Below are 19611 nucleotides of genomic sequence, written 5' to 3' on the forward strand. Positions count from 1 at the left end.
TGCTCATCAATAGGGGTCGATCCTTCTCGTGTCATGGCTATATGATGGGAGACGCCGGTCTCCGTTTCAATCGGCGGGAGTATCGCATGACCGAAGAGCCAAGCAAAACCGCACCAGTCACAGGGGCCGACGAGCCGCAAAAAACGCTGACGCCCGAAGCGCAGCGGGCGTTAGCAGAAGCTGAGGCTCGTCGTCAAAAGTATCGAGCGGCGGAAGCTCAATTGCCGAAGGAAATCGGTGGCCGCGGCGGCAAGGAACCCGGCCGCTACGGCGACTGGGAGGTCAAGGGCCTCGCGGCCGACTTTTAAAGAAGACCTAGGCGGCGTCGCGCTGCTGCTCGAGGCTGATCAAGCCGGTGTCGTCGACCGCAATGCCGATTTCGTCGTAGCTGGCAATGCTGTCGTGCCGCGTCTGCAGCGGATGGACATGGGTGGCGCTGATCACCATCACCGAGGCGCCGGAAGCCTCGCCGGCCGCGATGCCCGCCGGCGCATCCTCGAAGACCAGACAGTCGCGCGCCTCGACGCCGAGACGCTTTGCCGCCAGAAGGAAACAGTCCGGCGCCGGCTTGCCATGGGTCACATCTTCCGCCGTCACCATCATGGCGGGAACCGGAATACCGGCAGCCTCGATGCGCAGCAGCGCCAATTCGCGCGGCGCCGAGGTGACGATGGCCCACCGCTCCGGCGGCAGTGACTTCAGGAAAGGGACGGCGCCGGGGATCGGGACGATGCCTTCGAGGTCGTCGGCCTCGGCCTTGAGCAGCGCGTCGGCTTCCGCGACGGCATCGACGCCCGGAAGCCTCAATCCGCCGATCGTCTCGATCGCCCGCTTGCCGTGGATCGTCGGCAGGAAGGTGGCGACGTCGAGGCCGTGGCGCTCCGCCCATTTCGTCCAAACCCGTTCCGCCGCGGCGATCGAGTTGAGCACCGTGCCGTCCATATCGAACAGGAAGGCGGCGAACTTTGAGCCTGCAAACATCGGATGTCCTGGAGAATCGTTTTCGGGAGGGCGAAACGCAAAGCCAGTTTAGACCGGCCAGCACTGCCTGAGAAGGCGAGATACCCACCATTTCGACTTAGCACGGGAACAACCTTCCGGTTCGCGGCGTTGAACGGCAGAATTTCCAAAATCAAAAAGGGGGCATGCGATGCTGATCCGGCTCGGCTATGAAATCGCTATCGAATGCGCGGCGGCGACGCCGATCATCTCGCTTCTCGACATCCATCCCGACCGGCATGCCGACATCAAGCGGCAGACGCGGGTCATGACCTCGCCTTCCGTGCCGACCCGGACCTATCGCGACCGGCACGGCAATATCTGCCGCCGGTTCACGGCGCCCGCAGGCAATTTCCGCATCCTCTATGACGCGGTGATCGAGGACAGCGGCGAGGCTGATGAGGTCAACACGCTGGCGCGCGAAACGCCGGTCGCGGATCTGCCCGACGACGTTCTGGTCTATCTGCTCGGCAGCCGTTATTGCGAGACCGACCACCTCAGCAACGTCGCCTGGCAGCTTTTCGGCCATTTGCCGCCCGGCTGGGCGCGCGTCCAGGCGATCGTCGACTACGTCAACAGCCGGCTTTCCTTTGGCTACGGCTATGCGCGCGCCACCCGCACGGCAGCTCAGGCGCATGAGGAGCGGGTCGGCGTCTGCCGCGATTTCGCGCATCTGGCGATCACGCTTTGCCGATGCATGAACATTCCGGCGCGCTACGTGAACGGCTATCTCGGCGACATCGGCGTACCAGCCGATCCGGCGCCGATGGATTTTTCTGCCTGGATGGAAGTGTTCCTCGACGGCAAATGGTACGCGTTCGACCCTCGCCACAACCAGCCGCGCATCGGCCGGATCGTCATCGCTCGCGGCCGCGACGCCACAGACGTGCCGCTGCTGCACAGTTTTGGCCCGCATCGGCTCGCCCTGTTCAAGGTCTGGACCTACGAGCAGGAAGGCAACCGCTTCAATCCTCCGCATCATGGAATCGATCGGACAGCCAGCACGCAGATGCTGGCTTAGGGTCTATTGATATTCAGGTGAGGCCGGCCTGCAAACGCTGGCTTTCTGCGCTTCCGGTGCTCGCGTACGAAAAGTACGCTCCGCTCCGGTTCTCAAAAGCTATCGTTTTCGACTCGGCCTGACCTGAATCTCAACAGACCCTGGGCTGCTGCTTCCATCACCGCCGTGACCCGCTTCGGCACAGTCGGATTGTGCCGAAGAAGGAACGACCATGACCGCCGTAAGGATCATGGTAAGCGCTTCATGAAGATCAGCTCGCCAACGCATTTTTGTTTACCTCCCATTCACTCTTCGAGCAGCCGGATTCCAGCAAAAACAACGAATTAACCCGTTGGCGAGGACCTTCTGACCGCTGCCGGCCGGGCCTGGCCGAGATCCTGCAACGCCTTTGCCGAGCGGCACGACGCCGCGGACAGTGGAGGCGGAAGGGATGCGGCAGTTCAGAGGTGTCGTTCGTGCGGTGGACGGCTTTGCCCGCAATCGCGACGGCAATTTCGCAGTTCTGTTCGGGGCCGCCGCGTCGGTTCTCGCACTGGGAGCGGGATTCGCGGTGAATATCTCGCAGCTTTACAATGCGAGATCGAGCTTGCAGGGCGTCGTCGACGCCGCGGTGACCTCGACGGCCCGCGATCTCACCCTCGGCATCATCACGCTGCCCGATGCCAACAAAACGGTGCAGGCGTTCCTCGACGCCAACAGCACGGCCGGCATCCTGCAGGCCAACCGGGTCGTGTTGGACAAGCTCACCGTCGACAGGACGGCCAGCACCGTAAGCGCGGATGTGCACACCGACGTCAGCCTTTATTTCCCGCTGTTCAGCATCGGCGACATGCAGCGCGTGACGTCGTCGACCACGGCGCTCTATTCGGACAAGACGGTCGAGGTGGCGATGATGCTCGACGTCACCGGTTCGATGGCGGGTCAGAAGATCAAGGACCTGAGGACGGCGGCGAGCAACGCGGTCGATTCGTTCCTCACCGGCCAGAACGCCGCCAATCCGCGGGTGCGGGTGGCGATCGTGCCCTACGCCAATTCGGTCAATGCCGGATCGCTTGCCGCCAGCACGGTCTTTGTCGAGACCAAGGCCAGCGACCGCAAGCAGGCGCCCGGCAATGACGACCCGAGATATGTCTCGGCCTCGACGCGGCCCGACACCTGCGCCACCGAGCGCAAGGGCACCTATCAATATTCGGATGCGGGTCCCGATGTCAGCATGGTCAACCGCGATCTCTTTTTGTCCGATTTCGCCAGGCAGAGCCGCACACGAGCCTGCCCCCTCGCGACAATACAGCCGCTGACCACGGATGCCTCGGCTCTGAACAATGTCATCAAGGACCTCGACGCTTCCGGCGGCACCGCCGGCCATATCGGCGTGCAATGGGCCTGGTACATGCTTTCGGAAAACTGGGGCAGCATCATGAAGGCCTCGGAGCGTCCGGCCAAAATGGATCCGAAGAAGGTCGCGAAATATGTGATCCTGATGACCGACGGCGAATTCAATCTGTCCTATTTCGACGCCGACAGCCCGGATCAGGTCTATAACGAAGCCGGCAAGGTCGAGACGCGAACCGCGGCAACGACGCTTTGCGCGGCGATGCGGGACCAGGGCATCGAGATCTTCACCATCGGCTTCGCGCTCACGGAGAAGAACGCCAGGTCGACGCTGCAGGCCTGCGCCAGCCCCGACACCGGCAATGCCAAGCATTTCTACCAGGCGGCCAACGGCGCCGAGCTCGATCAGGCCTTCCAGTCCATCGTGCGCAACATCGACAATCTGACGGTGACCCGATAGCGGCCGTCGATCGAGCCGAGACCAGAACGGAAAAGGCCGCCGCTTCTGACGAAGCCGGCGGCCTTCCGTGTTTCCGTCCATGACGCGGCTCCTGGCGGCAGCCCCTTCGGGCTACCTGCCGCGCGTCTCGCGCCTTAACGGGAAGGGTGCTTCCCGGAAGTGCAATCCGCTGAGCTCACGTTATGGAAAACGAAATCACTCGACATCGGATCACCTCCTTTCAGTTCGTTGAACACACCCTGATGATGGGGTGTCCTCACGCAAATGGCAAGACCGGCAGCGAAAATCCCGTTGCGGCCAGTGAACCAAACAGCCAACATCGGTTCGTCTGCACTGGCGCATCGGGGATGGCATGGACGCCACCAGCAAGGCTGCACGCATCATCCGGACGGTCGTCGAAACGCTGAAGCCCGGCTTCGCGGTCAGACTGTGGACCGGCGAGCGGATCGGTCCCGCCGGCGGCCCGGTGCTCGCCATCAACGACCAGGACATCGTCTGGCAGATCGCGCGCCGGCCGACCTTCGCGACGCTGGTCGAGATGTGGATTTCCAAGGCCATCGACGTCGAAGGCGGCTCGCTGTTCGATCTCTACGCTCTACCTTCGCAAGGCAAGTTGAGGTTCAAGGCATTGCCAAAGCTGGCGATCCTGCGCGACCTGCCTGCGGTGCTGTTTTCGCGAAAGCAGATGACCAAGCGGACGGATCTTGCAGGACACAATCCGTTCATCAGCGGCTCGAACAAGCAGGCGATCGAGCATCACTATGACATCTCGAACGCATTCTACCGGCTCTTCCTCGACGAGCGCATGGTCTACACCTGCGCCTACTTCACCGATTTCGCCAACGGCATCGATCGGGCGCAGGAAGACAAGCTCGATCACATCTGCCGCAAGCTCAGGCTGAAACCCGGCGACCGGCTGCTCGATATCGGCTGCGGCTGGGGCGCGATGCTGATCCATGCCGCCAAGCATTACGGCGCCATCGGCCATGGCGTGTCACTGTCGGAAGAGCAGACGAAGCTGGCGCGCGAGCGCATCCGTGCCGAGGGCCTGGAGGACAGGATCACCATCGACATAAAATCCTACACCGAACTTACGGGCAGCTACGACAAGATCTCGTCGATCGGCATGTTCGAGGCGGTGGGGCTCGCCAATCACGCGACCTATTTCTCGACCGTCCACCGGCTGCTGAAGCCTGGCGGCATCTATCTGCATCATGCCATCACCCGGCGCGGCAAGGGCAGCGCCCGGAAGACGCTGCGCAAGGGCGCGGAATACAAGGCGCTGATCAAATACATCTTTCCCGGCGGCGAGGTCGACACGATCGGCATGACGCTCGGCAATCTCGAGGCGCACGGGTTCCTCGCCTATGACGTGGAAAACCTGCGCGAGCATTATGCGCGGACCTGCCGCCTGTGGGCGGAGCGCCTGCAAGCGCGCTTCGACGAGGCGATCGCCGAGGTCGGCGAAGCCAAGGCGCGGCTATGGCTGCTCTATCTGACGGGTTGCTCGATCACCTTCGAGCGCGGCTCGGCGCAGATTTTCCAGACCGTCGCCACCAGGCGCGCCCGCGGCCCGAGCGGCCTGCCGCCGACGCGGGCGGATTTGTACCGGTAATCAGCTAGCGTCCGTCGGAATTCTTCCCGCCGGTCCCGTTTTGCAGGATTAGTCCTGCAGGCTATCGTCGCCTTCCAGCTTCCGGCGAAGCGCGCGCACGACGGCGTGCGTGGTCTCGATCTCGTCGACGCCGATGTCTTGCGACAGTTGGTTTACCCAAGGCGCCTGCAAATGCATTGCGGCGTTGAACGCCTCTTGCCCGGCATCGGTCAGCACCACAAGCTGGGCTCGCCGGTGATGAGGGTTGGGCCTGAAGGCGACTAGTTGTTCCTGCGCCAGGTCGTTGACGATGCGCTGAACGTTCTGCCGATTGGCCCCCATATCCCGCGCCAGCCATGCGACCGGCTGCGGCCGCTCCGCGGCTTTGATAGTGCCGAGCACCTGCCAACGAGCGCTCGTCAATCCGAGGTTGGCGACGAGCCTGTCGCCCGCGACGATGATGCGGTTGTTGAGCCGAAACAGATCGAGAATGAGATCGCTCAAAGCGATGCCAGCGTCCGTGCGTTTCGTTCCGTGCATTATTTGTCACCATGAATTTGTATTGACATCAAGATGTCAACATGAGCATATTTGCTTCATCGTACCATAATGACATCATGAAACCATATCGAACGGAGTTTGTCATGCCTCATATGCATCCCCTGGACCCCGCCTTTCCGATCGAACGCCAGATCGCCATCGACGCGTCACCCGTAGTGCTCGTCAACGTCTTTGCCCTCGACAAGGCCGACGAACAGACCTTTCTGAAGGCGTGGGAGGCCGATGCGCATTTCATGAAGCGCCAGCCGGGCTTCATTTCGACACAACTGCACCGTGCCATCGGCGAAAGCCCGACCTATTTCAATTATGCCGTTTGGGAATCGACGGCCGATTTCAGGGCTGCTTTCAGCCATCCGGAGTTCCGGGCCAAGCTCTCTGCCTACCCATCCTCGGCCGTCGCCTCGCCGCACCTCTTCCAGAAGGTCTCGGTGTCCGACATCTGTGTGGCGTAGGGGCCAAGTACTTTGATTTTACGCAATTCCGGACGGAAGGCGACGGCCAAGTCGCCGAGCTTCACCGCTACGCACTTTTCCTGGAATTGCTCTAGGGTCGCTTCAGTCGACAAACCGCATCAGAGCGCCGATTTCTATCCGCGCCGGCCTGTCGACGGTGCAATAGACGCCGAGATTGTGGGCGTTGTGGCGCACCACATTGCGCAGGATGCCGGGATCGTTGTCGAAACCGTCCTGGGCGATGATGGTGAAGCCACAGCGGCGGCACGGCTCCGAGACGGTCAAGAGCAGGTCGCCGACCGCGAGTTTCCTGCCGATCCATTCCGTTTCCGGAAAGCCGCCTTCGACAGGATCCATGTCGACGACGATGTTGGGGCGGAAGCGGCGCGGATCGGGCGTACCTTCAGGATGCAATGCCTTCAGCCGGGACAGCGAGGCGGTGGTGAGCATGTGGATCGGCGCCTTGGCGTAGCGGGCTTCGGTCCGTGGGCCGGTATAGTCGGGCGCCGCGTGCTGCGCGCCGAACGGCCGGATCGAGGCCTCGAAGCCGAGAAAGGCCGACACGGCGCCGTCGCTTTCAGGATCGGGCGCCGGCAGCCAGCCGCCTCCGGGCACGGCCACTTCGAGCTGCCAGTCCTCGCTGAGCCGTGTGCGGATCAGCGGCACTTTATGCCATCTTGCTTCGCGGTCCGGCCGGGCGATCTCGCCGTCGGCATCGACCAGGCCGAACAGCCGGTCGCCCTCGACGGTTTTCTCCGCGACGGAGATGGCGTCGAGCCGCTCACCGGCGAGCGAGCTCGCCGGGTAGCGCCAGAGCTGGCTGACGGTGCCGAGCTCGCCGGTCATCAGGCTCTTTTGTTCTGCCGGTTGGCGACGAGGTCGTCGACGACGGCCGGATCGGCGAGCGTCGAGGTGTCGCCGAGGGCACCGTAATCGTCCTCGGCGATCTTGCGCAGGATGCGTCGCATGATCTTGCCCGAGCGGGTTTTCGGCAGGCCCGGCGCGAACTGGATCTTGTCGGGCGTGGCGATGGCGCCGATCTCCTTGCGGACATGCGAGACCAGTTCCTTGCGCAAATCCTCGCTCGATTGGGTGCCGGCCATCAGCGTGACATAACAGTAGATACCCTGGCCCTTGATGTCATGCGGGTAGCCGACGACGGCGGCCTCCGAGACCTTGTCATGGCTGACCAGCGCCGATTCCACCTCGGCCGTGCCCATGCGGTGGCCGGAGACGTTGATGACGTCGTCGACGCGGCCGGTGATCCAGTAATAGCCGTCGGCGTCGCGGCGGCAGCCGTCGCCAGTGAAGTACTTGCCCTTGTAGGTGGAGAAATAGGTCTGCACGAAGCGGTCGTGATCGCCGTAGACGGTGCGCATCATGCCGGGCCAGGAATCGGTGATACAGAGATTGCCGTCGGCCGCGCCTTCGAGCACCTTGCCGTCGCCATCGACCAGTTGCGGCTCGACGCCGAAGAAGGGCCGCGTTGCCGAACCTGCCTTGAGATTGGTGGCGCCCGGCAGCGGCGTGATCAGAATGCCGCCGGTCTCGGTCTGCCACCAGGTGTCGACGATCGGCAGCTTGCCGTTGCCGACGACGTTGAAATACCACTCCCAGGCTTCCGGATTGATCGGCTCGCCGACCGAGCCCAGCACGCGCAGCGATTTGCGCGAGGTCTTCGTCACGTGGCCGTCGCCGGCGCCCATCAGCGCGCGCAGCGCCGTCGGCGCGGTGTAGAAGATGCTTACCTTGTGCTTGTCGACAACGTCCCAGAAGCGCGACTGCGACGGATAGTTGGGCACGCCCTCGAACATCAGCGTGGTGGCGCCGTTGGCGAGAGGGCCATATACGATATAGCTGTGGCCGGTGACCCAGCCGACATCGGCGGTGCACCAGTAGATGTCGCCGTCATGGTAATCGAAGACATATTGATGCGTCATCGAAGCATAGACGAGATAGCCGGCGGTGGTGTGCAGCACGCCCTTCGGCTTGCCGGTCGAGCCGGAGGTGTAGAGGATGAACAGCGGATCTTCGGCCTTCATCTTCTCCGGCTTGCACTCGGCCTTCACCGAGGCGATTTCATCGTGATACCAAAAGTCGCGACCCGGAGCCCAGCCAACCTTGCCACCGGTGCGGCGCACGACCACGACCTTATTGACCATGACGAAGTTCCTGGCGGCGATGTCGATCGCCTTGTCGGTGTTCTCCTTCAGCGGAATGGCCTTGCCGCCGCGCAGGCCTTCATCGGCTGTGATGACGAAGGTCGATTCGCAGTCGACGATGCGACCGGCCAGCGCGTCGGGCGAAAAGCCGCCGAAGACGATCGAATGAATGGCGCCGATCCGCGTGCAGGCCAGCATCGCATAGGCAGCTTCCGGGATCATCGGCATGTAGATGGTGACGCGGTCGCCCTTCTTGACGCCGTGCTTCTTCATCACATTGGCGAGTCGGCAGACATGCTCGTATAGCTCGTTGTAGGTAATCTTCTTGTCGTCATAGGGATTGTCGCCTTCCCAGATGATGGCGGTCTGGTTCCCGCGTTTCTTCAGGTGGCGGTCGATGCAGTTATAGGAGACGTTGGTCAGCCCATCCTCGAACCACTTGATCGAAACCTTGCCGTCGAAGGAGGTGTTCTTGACCTTGGTGAAAGGCTTGAACCAGTCGATGCGCTTGCCGTGCTTACCCCAGAATTTGTCCGGGTTCTTCACGCTTTCGGCATACCATTTGAGGTAGGTATCGTTGTCGATCAACGCGTTCTTTTTCCACGCCGGCTGGACGCGGTGGACGTGAACCTCGGACATTTCCTTGCTTTCCTCCCAAAACCGTTCCGCCGGCTTGGATTGCCGGCGGCGTCGTGGCGAAGCGGCCACGAATTCGCGCGCATTATTAACAGTTCCGCCGTGACGGCAATATTAGACGTTGGATTCGCGCGGCGGGATGACGCAGGGGCAACCGCGAAACACTGTCAGCACTCGCCACGCGTCGCTGCTAAGCAACTGTTTTGGCGAAGGAAAAGCCGGATACGATCAGAAAAAATCAATAGACAGTTAAGCAACTGAGCGCAGAATCGCGTGTTGGGAGGAAGGAGACCGACCGTTAGGGGCTGCAATGAGCGACCATTCCGAACTGGACCTGATGCTCAGGGGCTATGGGCTGACCACGGCCAAGATTCTCTACCACTTCCCGGACCATCCGCATCTCTTGCAAAGCTACATCTGGCAGGACTACGACATCGCGCCGAAGTTTCCGGTGCTGATCCGCTTCATCGAGTTCTGGAAGACGAAGCTCGACGGTCCGCTGCATTCGGTGACCTACACGCATCACAAGCTGATCGCGCCGAATGAGTGGCGGAAGGTCGATGGGGAGTTCGTGGTGCACTGAGCGGCGGCACAGCTGATCTCCGCTCTTGCGGGGGAGATGCCCGGCAGGGCAGAGAGGGGTGCTGTCCCGCCAACATCTCAGCAGTTTGTTCATGAAGCCGCCCGTAGTTTGCGGTTCTGGTCAACGTCGAGTTCCTTCGCACCCCCCTCTGGCCTGCCGGCCATCTCCCCCGCAAGGGGGGAGATCGGCAGTGTCAACGCCGACGCTCACACCGCTGGCGGGTTCAGCCGGGCAAAACCTTCCTGGCGCCGGTATGGAAAGTAGGGATAGGGGGCCGTCACCGCGCTCGCTTCGTCCAGCGCCTTGACCTGCTCCGGCGCCAACGTCCAGCCCACGGCGCCGAGATTCTGGCGCAGCTGTTCCTCGTTGCGCGCGCCGATGATCACCGATGACACGGTCGGCCGCCGCAACAGCCAGTTGATGGCGACCTGCGGCACGGTCTTGCCGGTCTCGGCGGCGACCGTTTCCAGCACGTCGACCACCTTGAAAAGAAGCTCGTCCCCGACCGGCGGGCCGAAATCGGCGGTGTCGTGCAGACGGCTCTTTTCCGGCAGCGGCTGGCCGCGGCGGATCTTGCCGGTCAGCCGGCCCCAGCCGAGCGGGCTCCAAACCAGCGCGCCGACGCCCTGGTCGAGGCCGAGCGGCATCAGCTCCCACTCATAGTCGCGGCCGACCAGCGAGTAATAGACCTGATGCGCGACATAGCGTGGGTAGCCGTGCTTTTCGGCGAGGCCGAGCGACTTCATCACCTGCCAGCCGGAGAAATTGGAGACGCCGACATAGCGCAGCTTGCCCGAGCGCACGAGGTCGTCCAGCGTCGACAGCACTTCCTCGATCGGCGTCGAGGCGTCGAAGGCGTGAAGCTGAAGCAGGTCGATATAGTCGGTGCCGAGGCGCTTCAGTGCCGCGTCGACCGAGCGGATCAGCCGCGAACGGGACGAGCCCCAGTCGGCCGGGCCGTCGCCCATCGGCAGGGACGTCTTGGTCGAGATCAGCACCGCGTCGCGGCGGTCCTTGATCGCCTCGCCCAGCACCTCCTCCGAGGCGCCGTTCGAATAGACATCGGCGGTATCGAAGAGATTGACGCCCGCCTCCAGGCAGATGTCGATGAGGCGGCGCGCTTCCCGCGCATCGCTGTTGCCCCAATGGCCGAAGAGCGGGCCGGAACCGCCGAAGGTTCCAGCGCCGAAGGAAAGCGTCGGCACTTTCAGGCCGGAGGCACCAAGAGGTCGATAGTCCATCTTTCTTCTCCTGATTGGATGTCGAAGGGATAGGCGCTCAGCACCGGGCCGATATTGGCGCGCCAATTGTCCGGCCGCGTTCGAGGCGCAGCGCCATGATCACCACGCCGAGCGCGGCGAGCGGCACGAGGGCGGCAACGAGCGGGACGGCGCCGAGGCCGGGACCGTGGTCGATGACGAAACCACCGAGCCAGGCGCCGATGGCATTGCCGAGATTAAAGGCGGCGATGTTGAAGGAGGACGCCAGCCCCTGGCCGGCGCCCCTGGCCTTTTCCAGCACCCACATCTGCAGCGGCGCGACGGTGGCGAAGGCGGCGGCGCCGAGCAGGCCGACGGCGACGATCGCCGCGATCGGCTGGTGGATCGCGGCGGTCATGACGAACAACACAGCCGAGAGCGCGACCAGCGTGCCGATGACCGTCGGCACCAAATGCCGGTCGGCGAGGCGCCCGCCTAGCAAATTGCCGGCGACCAACCCGCCGCCGAAGACCAGCAGGATCGGCGACACCGATGCTTCGGAAAAGCCGCTGACACGGGTCAGGATCGGCGCCAGATAGGTGAAGGCGGCAAACACGCCGACCCAGCTCAGCACCGTGGTCAACAGGCCGAGCAGCACCGGCCGGCGGCCGAGCACGGCGAGCGTGCCTTCGGAGCCCTCCTCTTTGTCGGGCGCGGCTGGCTCGCCGCGCGGCACCAGCAGCGCTATGACGGCAAAGGCGATGACGCCGACCAGCGTGACGGCGAGGAAGGTCGAGCGCCAGCCATAGGCCTGGCCGAGCCAGGTGCCGAAAGGCACGCCGAGGATGTTGGCGACGGTGAGGCCGGTGAACATCAGCGCGATGGCCGAAGCCTTCCTGTTGGGCGCGACCAGGCCGGTGGCAACGACCGAGCCGACACCGAAGAAGGAGGCATGGGCGAAAGCGGTGAGCACGCGCGCGGCCATCAGCGTCCAGTAGTCGGGCGCCAGCGCACAGGCGAGGTTGCCGATGGTGAAGACCACCATCAGTGCAAGCAGCAAGGTCTTGCGCGGCAGGCGGCCGGTCAAAGCGCCAAGCAGCGGCGCGCCGACGACGACGCCCAGCGCATAGCCGGAAATGAGCAGGCCCGCCGCCGAGATCGAGACGCCGAGATCGGCGCTGACATCGAGCAGCAGGCCCATGATGACGAATTCGGTGACGCCGATGCCGAAGGCGCCGGCAGTGAGGGCATAAAGAGCAAGAGGCATGGCTGCGGTCCCGTTGATCAGGAAAGGGACGCCCAGTCTCCGCGCCCCGAACCGGGAAGATCGTGATCCGCCGAGCTGTGAACCAGTGTTGCATCGGGCATATTTTCTGTGAAATAGATTCACGAATGGGAAGACCCGAGATCAACCGTTCCGGCGAGGTCGAAGTGTTCGTCCGCGTCGTCGAGGCGGGCAGCTTTTCCGCTGCGGCGCGGGCGCTGCGCATGACGCCGTCGGCGATAAGTAAGCTGATAGCGCGGCTGGAGGCCCGCCTTGGCGCCCGGCTGATCAGCCGCTCGACACGCCGGCTGCAGCTGACGCCGGAAGGAACCGCTTTTTACGACAGCGGCATGCGCATCCTCGCCGATCTCGACGCGGCCGAGCGCGAGGCCGCGGCGGGCGCGGCGCCGCGCGGCAGGCTCAGGGTCAATTGCTATGTGCCGTTCGGCCAGCACCGGCTGATGCCGCTGTTGCCGCGCTTCCTCGAACGCTATCCGGAAATCTCCGTCGAGGCGGTGCTGACCGACAGCGTCATCGACCTGATGGAGGAGCGCGCCGACGTTGCGATCCGCGCCGGGCCGCTGCGCGAATCACGGCTGGTGGCGCGCAAGCTCGGCCAGAGCCGGATGGTGGTGGTCGCGGCGCCCGCCTATCTCGAAGCGCGCGGCACACCGCGAACGCCGGCCGACTTGAGCGGTCACAATCTGCTCGCCTTCGGCTTCGTGCGGCACATCGACGGCCTGCCATTCGTGGATGCGAAAGGCGCGCCGCTGATGGTTCCGATCGTCGGCAATTCCACGGTCAGCGACGGCGAAGCGATGCGGCTGACGACGCTGGCCGGCGCGGGCATTGCGCGGCTGGCGCGCTGGCACGTCGAGCCAGACATCGCCGCTGGGCGGCTCGTGCAGCTGCTGGAAGCGTTCAATCCGGGCGACGAGGAACCGACGCACGCCGTCTATGTCGGCCAGGGCAAGCATCTGCCGGCACGGGTGCGGGCCTTTCTCGACTTCCTGGCGGAGACGGTTCGTCTGTGAACAGAAAAGCCGCGCGTCCAAGGACACGCGGCTCCCGAAAGGTCAGCTTGTCTCGAAGGCGAACTACGCTTTCGGCACGAAGGGCGCCGGACGCCGGCCGGCGCCTTGCCGCTCCAGCATCCAGCCGGGATATTCGGCGGGCAGGGCGCTCACCTCATCGAGCCTGGCAAGGTCGTCGGCGTCGAGCTTCAAACCGGTCGCGGCGAGGTTCTGCTCGAGCTGGTCCAAGCGGCTGGCGCCGATGATGACGCTCATGACGAAAGGCTTGGCCAGCACATAGCCCAGCGCCACCGTGGCGACGCTGACGTCGTACTTCTTCGCAACCTCGCGCATGACGGCGACAGCCGCCCAGGCGCGATCCTCGTTGACCGGCGGGAAGTTGAAAGAAGCGCGGCGACCCTCGCCATTGCCTGGCGCGCCCGGACCGTATTTGCCGGAGAGCAGCCCGCCGGCCATCGGCGACCAGACCATCAGGCCGAGCTTCTCTTCATTGATCAGCGGCACGATCTCGCGTTCGAGATCGCGGCCGGCGATCGAGTAATAGGACTGGATGGTCTCGAAGCGGGCAAAGCCCTTGCGATCGGCAATGCCCAGAGCCTTGGCGATGCGCCAGGCCTGCCAGTTGGAGACGCCGACATAGCGCACCTTGCCGCTGGCGACGAGATCGTCGAGCGCCCGCAGCGTCTCGTCGATCGGCGTCACCGTGTCGGTGCCGTGCAGCTGGTAGAGATCGATATGGTCGGTCTGCAGCCGCTCCAGGCTGCCGTCGACCGAATCCATGATGTGGCCGCGCGAGGAGCCGCGTTCGTTCGGTCCGTTGCCCATGGTGCCATGCACCTTGGTGGCGATGATCACGTCCGAACGTTTTACGCCGAGATCCTTGAGCGACTGTCCCAGCAACTGCTCGGACTGGCCGACCGAATAGACATCCGCCGTGTCGAAGAAATTGACGCCGGCGGCGATCGAGCGGCCGACGATCTCGTTGACGCCCGTCTGGTCGAGGCTGGCGATCAGGCCCCATTGGGCATTTTGGCCGGCGGCGCCGAAGGTCATGGTACCGAGGCAGAGTTCGGAAACGAACAGGCCGGTGTTGCCAAGCTGGTTATAGCGCATAGTGGGATTCCCCGGAGAAGTGTTGGATGACACCTGGGGAAATAGGAACGGACCGTTTCGTTTCAAGCGCTGGCGCTAGCATTATCGTTCGGTTGGCCGCCCGATAACGAGATCGTGACAGCGCAGCCGTGCCTAGGTGCGGCTGCCAAAGATCGCTGAGCCCACCCTGACGCTGGTCGCGCCGAAGGCGATCGCGGTCTCGTAGTCGCCCGACATGCCCATCGAGAGCTTTCCGACACCGGCCTCGCGGGCGAGCTTTTCCAGCAGCGCGAAATGCGGGCCGGGATTCTCATCGGCCGGCGGGATGCACATCAGGCCTTCGATGGCGAGGCCGTGCACGTCGCGGCAGCGTTTGACGAAGGCGACCGCCTCGCGCGGCTCGATGCCGGCCTTCTGCGGCTCGGAGCCGGTGTTGACCTGGACGTAGAGTTTCAGTGTCCGGCCTTGCCGGGTCATCTCCTTGGCAAGCTCGGCGGCGATCTTCTCGCGGTCGACGGTCTCGATGACATCGAACAGCGCCACCGCTTCCTTCGCCTTGTTGGACTGCAGCGGGCCGATCAGGTGAAGCTCCAGATCGGGAAACGCCTCTCTCAGCGCCGGCCATTTGCCCTGCGCTTCCTGCACGCGGTTCTCGCCGAAGACGCGCTGGCCGGCCTCGATGACGGGGCGGATATCCTCGGCCGCGAAGGTCTTCGACACCGCCACCAGCGTGACGGCGCCGGGCCCGCGCTTCGCCTCGCGCTCGGCGCTCGCGATCTTCGCCTCGACCGCGTGAAGCTGCTCAACGGCGCTCGTCATGCCTATATCCTGCCTATGTTTTCATGCCCACGCCGGCCTGCCGCAGTTGACGGGTCCGGCAATCCATGGTGAACACCGCGACGACATAGTCTCGGCTGCCGGCCTAGGCGTGTCGATATTCAGGTGATGCCGGCCTGCAAATGCCGGTTTCCTGCGCTTCCGGTGCTCACGTACCTTAAGTACGCTCCGCTCCGGTTCTCGGAAGCCGCCATTTTCGGCTCGGCCTGACCTGATATCAACACGCCTAGGCCGGCACTGCGCACCTGCTTTTAAGTGAAAAACATCCGATGGCAACCGAACGTTACAATCCGCGCACGTCAGAGCCCAAATGGCAGAAGGCCTGGGCCGAAAAGAAGCTGTTCGAGGCCAGGAACGAGGACCCGAAGCCGAAATACTACGTGCTCGAGATGTTCCCCTATCCGTCGGGCAAGATCCATATCGGCCACACCCGCAACTACACGATGGGCGACGTGGTGGCGCGCTACAAGCGCGCCAAGGGCTTCAACGTGCTGCATCCGATGGGCTGGGACGCCTTCGGCATGCCGGCCGAGAACGCCGCCATGCAGAACAAGGTCCATCCCAAGGACTGGACCTACGAAAACATCGCGGTGATGCGCGAGCAGCTCAAGATGATGGGCCTGTCGCTCGACTGGGCGCGCGAGTTCGCGACCTGCGACGTCGATTACTACCACCGCCAGCAGATGCTGTTCCTCGACTTCGTCGAGAAGGGGCTGGTGACGCGCAAATCCTCCAAGGTCAACTGGGACCCGGAGGACATGACCGTGCTCGCCAACGAGCAGGTCATCGACGGCCGCGGCTGGCGCTCGGGCGCGCTCGTCGAGCAGCGCGAGCTGACGCAGTGGTTCTTCAAGATCACCGACTTCGCGCAGGACCTGCTGGACTCGCTCAACCTGCTCGAAGAGTGGCCGGAAAAGGTCAAGCTGATGCAGCACAACTGGATCGGCCGCTCGGAAGGGCTGCTGATTCGCTGGCCACTCGCGGCACCTGTTGGCGATGCGCATGAGCTGGAAGTCTACACGACCAGACCGGATACCATTTTCGGCGCGTCCTTCATGGCGGTCGCCGCCGACCATCCGCTGGCGAAGAAGGCCGCCGAGGATAATGTCCAACTGGCCAAGTTCATCGAGGAGGTCCGCCACATGGGCACCTCGGTGGCCGCGCTGGAGACGGCCGAGAAGAAAGGCTTCGACACCGGCATCCGCGTCGTCCACCCGTTCGACGAGAGCTGGACGCTGCCGGTCTATGTCGCCAATTTCGTGCTGATGGAATATGGCACGGGCGCCATTTTCGGCTGCCCGTCGGGCGACCAGCGCGACCTCGACTTCGCCAACAAATACGGCCTGCCGGTGATCCCGGTGGTCATGCCGGAAGACGGCGACGCAAAGACTTTCCAGATCATCGAGGAGGCCTATGTCGACGACGGTGTGATGATCAATTCGCGCTTCCTCGACGGCATGAAGCCCGAGAAGGCTTTCGATGAAGTGGCGAAGCTGCTGGAGCAGAAAAGCATCGGCGGCCGGCCGATGGCCGAGCGCAAGGTGAATTTCCGCCTGCGCGACTGGGGTATTTCGCGCCAGCGCTACTGGGGCTGCCCGATCCCGATGATCCATTGCGAGGCCTGCGGCGTGGTGCCGGTGCCGAAGGCCGACCTGCCGGTCAAGCTGCCCGACGACATCGAGTTCGACCGTCCGGGCAATCCGCTCGACCGGCATCCGACCTGGCGGCATGTGAAGTGCCCGCAATGCGGCCGCGATGCGCGGCGCGAGACCGACACGATGGACACCTTCGTCGATTCGTCCTGGTATTTCGCGCGCTTCACCGCGCCCTGGGCCAATGAGCCGACCGAGCCGAAAGCGGCCGACGAATGGCTGGCCGTCGACCAGTATATCGGCGGCATCGAGCACGCGATCCTGCATCTGCTCTATTCGCGCTTCTTTACCCGCGCCATGCGCGAGACCGGCCACCTGAACCTCGCCGAACCGTTCAAGGGCCTGTTCACGCAAGGCATGGTGGTGCACGAGACCTATCGTGTCGGCGGCCCGTCCAACAATGGACGCTGGCTGTCGCCGGGCGAGGTCAGGCTCGAGGATTTGGACGGCAAGCGCCGCGCCGTCGAGATCGCCACCGGCGAGGAGGCGACGATCGGCGCGCTGGAGAAGATGTCGAAGTCTAAGAAGAACACGGTGAGCCCGGAAGAGATCACCGATGGCTACGGCGCCGACACGGCGCGCTGGTTCATGCTGTCGGACTCGCCGCCGGAGCGCGACGTCGAATGGACCGACGATGGCGCCGCCGGCGCGCACCGCTTCGTGCAGCGCGTCTGGCGCCTGGTGCAGATCGCGTCCGAGCAGCTTCCCGGCGTCAAGCCGGCGACGGCCAAGGATGGCGAAGCGGGCGCGGTGTCGAAGGCCGCGCACAAGATCCTGAAGGCGGTCGGCGAGGACATCGAGAAGCTTGGCTTCAACCGCGCGATCGCCCGCATCTATGAGCTCGCCAACGCGCTGGCGACGCCGCTCAACGACGTCGCCGAAGGCAAGGCCGACGCGACGCTGAAAGGCGCCTGCCGCGAGGCAGTGGAGATCCTGGTGCACATCATCGCTCCGGTGATGCCGCATCTGGCGGAGGAATGCTGGCAGGCGCTGGGCGGCACCGATATGGTCGCCGAACGGCCCTGGCCGGTCTACGATCCGGCGCTGGTCGTCGACAACGAGATCGTGCTGCCGGTGCAGGTCAACGGCAAGAAGCGCGGCGATTTGACAATTGCCCGCGACGCGGATCAAGGTGCCGTCGAAAAAGCAGTGCTGGCTCTCGACTTCGTGCAAAAAGCACTCGAAGGTAAGGCCCCGCGCAAGGTGATCATCGTGCCGCAGAGGATCGTCAATGTCGTTGCCTGATCCGATGAAGTCAGAAGCGGCCCGCCTGCGCGGCCGCTTGGCGGTTTGCGGCATGGTCGCGGCGCTGGCGCTGGTCTCGGCCTGCACGGTCAGGCCGCTCTATTCCAGCCAGCCGTTGTCCGCCGGGTCGCAGCTCAGCCCCTCGGCCGAACTGGCCTCGATCGCGATCAAGCCGGTCAGCACCCGTTACGCGCAGCAGGTGCGCAACAATCTGATCTTCGCCTTCGGGCAAGGCTCGGGCGAGCCGGCCTCACCCGCCTATACGCTCGACCTCGGCGTTACAGAGCTGGTCGAATCAGCGGCCATCGTCCAGGTGCAGACCGAGGAAGACGAGCCGACGGCGGGCACGGTGACGCTGACCGCCAACTATGTGCTGCGGGATACCGCCGGCACGGTGGTTGCCGTCGGCAAGCGCTCGATCCCGTCGTCCTTCGACCGGCCGCTGCAGGAATACGCGGCCTACCGCGCGCAGATCGATGCCGAGAACCGCGCCGCGCGTGAACTCGCGGATCTTTTGCGGCTGGCAATTGCCCAGGACTTGGTCAAGCACGGCAAAAAAGCCTGAGACCGCTTGGAAACTCCACTCCCGCGGCCATCTGAAGGCGTTTTCTGCGCTTCCGGTGCTCACGTACTGAAGTAAGCTGCGCTCCGGTTCTCGAAAAGCACCTTCATATGACTCGCAGGAGCGAGTTTCGAAGCGGTCTCTGAGCGCCACCCTATTCAATCGATAAAAGAAAAGGCCGGTTGCCCGGCCCCGTTGCCCGGCCTTTTTCGTTTCTGATGAGAGATTCTGTCTCAGCCGATCTTCTGGCCGGTCTTGGCCCAGTCGGCGAGGAAGGCGGCAAGGCCCTTATCGGTCAGCGGATGATTGACCAGCGCCTTCAGCGTCGCCGGCGGCGCGGTGATGACGTCGGCGCCGATCAGCGCCGCCTGCTTGACGTGGTTCACCGTGCGCACCGAAGCGGTCAGGATCTCGGTCTTGAAATCGTAATTGTCATAGATGGTGCGGATTTCCGAGATCAGCTCCATGCCGTCCGAGCCGGTGTCGTCGATGCGGCCGACGAAAGGCGAGATGAAGGAGGCGCCAGCCTTGGCGGCGAGCAGCGCCTGGTTGGCCGAGAAGCAGAGCGTGACGTTGACCATGCGGTTCATCTCGGTGCGGATGGTCTTGCAGGCCTTCAGGCCGTCCAGCGTCAGCGGCACCTTGATGGTCACGTTCGGCGCGATCTTGGCCAGGATCTTGGCCTCGGCCATCATGTCCTTGTATTCGGTGGCGACGACCTCGGCCGAGACCGGGCCGTCGACGATGTCGCAGATCTGCTTGGTGACTTCGGAAATCTTGCCGCCCGATTTCAGGATCAGCGACGGGTTGGTGGTGACGCCGTCGACCAGCCCCAGATCGTGCAGCTCCTTAATTTCCTTGATGTCAGCGGTGTCGACGAAAAACTTCATGGCTGTCTCCTTGGGGATCGCCTGGCGAACACCAGG

The 19611-nt window shown here is 63.7% G+C and carries 18 protein-coding genes; 9 read left to right on the plus strand and 9 right to left on the minus strand.

Features of this window, described 5'->3' with window-relative positions:
- The first annotated feature begins 86 nt into the window (after positions 1-86).
- On the plus strand, positions 87-308 hold the full coding sequence (locus tag DPM33_RS26045; protein WP_112100372.1) for a DUF1674 domain-containing protein: 222 nt from the start codon (positions 87-89) through the stop codon (positions 306-308).
- A 7-nt stretch (positions 309-315) separates the two neighbouring features.
- Here the strand turns inward: DPM33_RS26045 and DPM33_RS26050 are convergent, their stop codons facing one another.
- Positions 316-981 carry an HAD-IA family hydrolase gene (locus tag DPM33_RS26050; RefSeq protein ID WP_112100270.1) on the minus strand — a complete coding sequence of 222 codons (666 nt, stop codon included), beginning with the start codon at positions 979-981 and terminating at the stop codon, positions 316-318.
- Positions 982-1150: 169 nt separating this feature from the next.
- Between DPM33_RS26050 and DPM33_RS26055 the strand changes: the two genes are divergently transcribed.
- The 3 genes from DPM33_RS26055 (at position 1151) to DPM33_RS26065 (ending at position 5427) form a co-directional block, all read left to right on the plus strand.
- Positions 1151-2020 carry a transglutaminase-like domain-containing protein gene (locus tag DPM33_RS26055; protein WP_112100271.1) on the plus strand — a complete coding sequence of 290 codons (870 nt, stop codon included), beginning with the start codon at positions 1151-1153 and terminating at the stop codon, positions 2018-2020.
- A 430-nt stretch (positions 2021-2450) separates the two neighbouring features.
- Complete coding sequence (locus DPM33_RS26060) at positions 2451-3812, plus strand: pilus assembly protein (RefSeq protein ID WP_112100272.1); 1362 nt, start codon at positions 2451-2453, stop codon at positions 3810-3812.
- A gap of 352 nt (positions 3813-4164) precedes the next feature.
- Positions 4165-5427 (plus strand): SAM-dependent methyltransferase, encoded by a 1263-nt coding sequence (locus DPM33_RS26065; RefSeq protein WP_112100273.1) that lies wholly within the window; start codon positions 4165-4167, stop codon positions 5425-5427.
- A gap of 48 nt (positions 5428-5475) precedes the next feature.
- On the opposite strand, the gene DPM33_RS26070 is transcribed toward DPM33_RS26065, so the two are convergent.
- Positions 5476-5946: a MarR family winged helix-turn-helix transcriptional regulator gene (locus DPM33_RS26070; protein WP_112100274.1), complete on the minus strand. Its 471-nt coding sequence runs from the start codon at positions 5944-5946 to the stop codon at positions 5476-5478.
- Between the two features lie 104 nt (positions 5947-6050).
- Here DPM33_RS26070 and DPM33_RS26075 point away from each other — a divergent pair, with 104 nt between their 5' ends.
- A complete protein-coding gene (locus DPM33_RS26075; RefSeq protein WP_112100275.1) occupies positions 6051-6419 on the plus strand; it encodes an antibiotic biosynthesis monooxygenase family protein in 369 nt (122 codons plus the stop codon).
- A 102-nt stretch (positions 6420-6521) separates the two neighbouring features.
- Here the strand turns inward: DPM33_RS26075 and DPM33_RS26080 are convergent, their stop codons facing one another.
- Positions 6522-7265 carry an MOSC domain-containing protein gene (locus DPM33_RS26080; protein WP_112100276.1) on the minus strand — a complete coding sequence of 248 codons (744 nt, stop codon included), beginning with the start codon at positions 7263-7265 and terminating at the stop codon, positions 6522-6524.
- Complete coding sequence (gene acs, locus DPM33_RS26085; RefSeq protein ID WP_112100277.1) at positions 7265-9220, minus strand: acetate--CoA ligase; 1956 nt, start codon at positions 9218-9220, stop codon at positions 7265-7267. The genes DPM33_RS26080 and acs overlap by 1 nt, the downstream gene beginning before the upstream one ends.
- Before the next feature lie 307 nt (positions 9221-9527).
- On the opposite strand from acs, the gene DPM33_RS26090 reads away from it, so the two are divergent.
- On the plus strand, positions 9528-9800 hold the full coding sequence (locus DPM33_RS26090; protein WP_112100278.1) for an usg protein: 273 nt from the start codon (positions 9528-9530) through the stop codon (positions 9798-9800).
- Between the two features lie 206 nt (positions 9801-10006).
- Here the strand turns inward: DPM33_RS26090 and DPM33_RS26095 are convergent, their stop codons facing one another.
- Positions 10007-11041: an aldo/keto reductase gene (locus DPM33_RS26095; protein ID WP_112100279.1), complete on the minus strand. Its 1035-nt coding sequence runs from the start codon at positions 11039-11041 to the stop codon at positions 10007-10009.
- Between the two features lie 37 nt (positions 11042-11078).
- On the minus strand, positions 11079-12266 hold the full coding sequence (locus DPM33_RS26100) for an MFS transporter (protein ID WP_112100280.1): 1188 nt from the start codon (positions 12264-12266) through the stop codon (positions 11079-11081).
- A 125-nt stretch (positions 12267-12391) separates the two neighbouring features.
- Here DPM33_RS26100 and DPM33_RS26105 point away from each other — a divergent pair, with 125 nt between their 5' ends.
- A complete protein-coding gene (locus DPM33_RS26105; RefSeq protein ID WP_112100281.1) occupies positions 12392-13297 on the plus strand; it encodes a LysR family transcriptional regulator in 906 nt (301 codons plus the stop codon).
- A gap of 63 nt (positions 13298-13360) precedes the next feature.
- Here DPM33_RS26105 and DPM33_RS26110 read toward each other — a convergent pair whose 3' ends face one another.
- Entirely contained in the window at positions 13361-14410 is a 1050-nt protein-coding gene (locus DPM33_RS26110; RefSeq protein WP_112100282.1) for an aldo/keto reductase, read from the minus strand.
- A 132-nt stretch (positions 14411-14542) separates the two neighbouring features.
- Entirely contained in the window at positions 14543-15208 is a 666-nt protein-coding gene (locus DPM33_RS26115; RefSeq protein ID WP_112100283.1) for a YggS family pyridoxal phosphate-dependent enzyme, read from the minus strand.
- A gap of 287 nt (positions 15209-15495) precedes the next feature.
- Here DPM33_RS26115 and leuS point away from each other — a divergent pair, with 287 nt between their 5' ends.
- Both leuS and lptE read left to right on the plus strand, forming a co-directional pair.
- Positions 15496-18123, plus strand: coding sequence for a leucine--tRNA ligase (gene leuS, locus DPM33_RS26120; protein WP_112100284.1), 2628 nt, complete (start codon positions 15496-15498; stop codon positions 18121-18123).
- On the plus strand, positions 18110-18688 hold the full coding sequence (lptE, locus tag DPM33_RS26125) for an LPS assembly lipoprotein LptE (RefSeq protein WP_112100285.1): 579 nt from the start codon (positions 18110-18112) through the stop codon (positions 18686-18688). Before leuS ends, lptE begins: the two co-directional genes overlap by 14 nt.
- 230 nt (positions 18689-18918) lie before the next feature.
- On the opposite strand, the gene fsa is transcribed toward lptE, so the two are convergent.
- Positions 18919-19575 (minus strand): fructose-6-phosphate aldolase, encoded by a 657-nt coding sequence (gene fsa, locus DPM33_RS26130; protein ID WP_112100286.1) that lies wholly within the window; start codon positions 19573-19575, stop codon positions 18919-18921.
- Positions 19576-19611 lie beyond the last annotated feature (36 nt).

The sequence above is a fragment of the Mesorhizobium hawassense genome (assembly GCF_003289945.1).
GTDB lineage: Bacteria > Pseudomonadota > Alphaproteobacteria > Rhizobiales > Rhizobiaceae > Mesorhizobium > Mesorhizobium hawassense.

Excerpts from the sequence above, each read along its gene's own strand:
- DPM33_RS26045 (WP_112100372.1), top strand. The coding sequence starts at position 87 with ATGACCGAAGAGCCAAGCAAAACCGCACCAGTCACAGGGGCCGACGAG.
- DPM33_RS26050 (WP_112100270.1), bottom strand. The coding sequence starts at position 981 with ATGTTTGCAGGCTCAAAGTTCGCCGCCTTCCTGTTCGATATGGACGGC.
- DPM33_RS26055 (WP_112100271.1), top strand. The coding sequence starts at position 1,151 with ATGCTGATCCGGCTCGGCTATGAAATCGCTATCGAATGCGCGGCGGCG.
- DPM33_RS26060 (WP_112100272.1), top strand. The coding sequence starts at position 2,451 with ATGCGGCAGTTCAGAGGTGTCGTTCGTGCGGTGGACGGCTTTGCCCGC.
- DPM33_RS26065 (WP_112100273.1), top strand. The coding sequence starts at position 4,165 with ATGGACGCCACCAGCAAGGCTGCACGCATCATCCGGACGGTCGTCGAA.
- DPM33_RS26070 (WP_112100274.1), bottom strand. The coding sequence starts at position 5,946 with ATGCACGGAACGAAACGCACGGACGCTGGCATCGCTTTGAGCGATCTC.
- DPM33_RS26075 (WP_112100275.1), top strand. The coding sequence starts at position 6,051 with ATGCCTCATATGCATCCCCTGGACCCCGCCTTTCCGATCGAACGCCAG.
- DPM33_RS26080 (WP_112100276.1), bottom strand. The coding sequence starts at position 7,265 with ATGACCGGCGAGCTCGGCACCGTCAGCCAGCTCTGGCGCTACCCGGCG.
- acs (WP_112100277.1), bottom strand. The coding sequence starts at position 9,220 with ATGTCCGAGGTTCACGTCCACCGCGTCCAGCCGGCGTGGAAAAAGAAC.
- DPM33_RS26090 (WP_112100278.1), top strand. The coding sequence starts at position 9,528 with ATGAGCGACCATTCCGAACTGGACCTGATGCTCAGGGGCTATGGGCTG.
- DPM33_RS26095 (WP_112100279.1), bottom strand. The coding sequence starts at position 11,041 with ATGGACTATCGACCTCTTGGTGCCTCCGGCCTGAAAGTGCCGACGCTT.
- DPM33_RS26100 (WP_112100280.1), bottom strand. The coding sequence starts at position 12,266 with ATGCCTCTTGCTCTTTATGCCCTCACTGCCGGCGCCTTCGGCATCGGC.
- DPM33_RS26105 (WP_112100281.1), top strand. The coding sequence starts at position 12,392 with ATGGGAAGACCCGAGATCAACCGTTCCGGCGAGGTCGAAGTGTTCGTC.
- DPM33_RS26110 (WP_112100282.1), bottom strand. The coding sequence starts at position 14,410 with ATGCGCTATAACCAGCTTGGCAACACCGGCCTGTTCGTTTCCGAACTC.
- DPM33_RS26115 (WP_112100283.1), bottom strand. The coding sequence starts at position 15,208 with ATGACGAGCGCCGTTGAGCAGCTTCACGCGGTCGAGGCGAAGATCGCG.
- leuS (WP_112100284.1), top strand. The coding sequence starts at position 15,496 with ATGGCAACCGAACGTTACAATCCGCGCACGTCAGAGCCCAAATGGCAG.
- lptE (WP_112100285.1), top strand. The coding sequence starts at position 18,110 with ATGTCGTTGCCTGATCCGATGAAGTCAGAAGCGGCCCGCCTGCGCGGC.
- fsa (WP_112100286.1), bottom strand. The coding sequence starts at position 19,575 with ATGAAGTTTTTCGTCGACACCGCTGACATCAAGGAAATTAAGGAGCTG.